Genomic DNA, 267 nt, shown 5'->3' with positions numbered 1-267 from the left:
CTCTACAATAGCTCGCGTTTGGTTAGCGAACGACGCCGCGACGGCTTTTTTGTAGGGAATCAATGAGCAATTGAATCTTTGGCTCTTTTGGCAATAGCTCTTGCTTTAAGACTTCAAGCGCTTGAGCGGTCGTTAACCCGGATCTAAAAATCGTACGATACGCTTGGCGCAAGGTATCAATCGTGTGCTTAGACCAGTCTTTTCGGCGCATTCCTTCGACATTGAGACCATGTGCCTTTGCTGGATTGCCTGATACCATGGTAAAAG

The 267-nt window shown here is 47.2% G+C and carries 1 pseudogene; it reads right to left on the bottom strand.

What is annotated here, in order from left to right:
• Positions 1-22 precede the first annotated feature (22 nt).
• Positions 23-267 (bottom strand): annotated as a pseudogene (locus AAEZ06_RS27430) (acyl-ACP--UDP-N-acetylglucosamine O-acyltransferase); the annotation flags it as partial.

The sequence above is a fragment of the Pseudomonas sp. HY7a-MNA-CIBAN-0227 genome, assembly GCF_040310325.1.
Classification (GTDB): domain Bacteria; phylum Pseudomonadota; class Gammaproteobacteria; order Pseudomonadales; family Pseudomonadaceae; genus Aquipseudomonas.
This window is presented reverse-complemented; position numbering and strand designations above follow the sequence as displayed.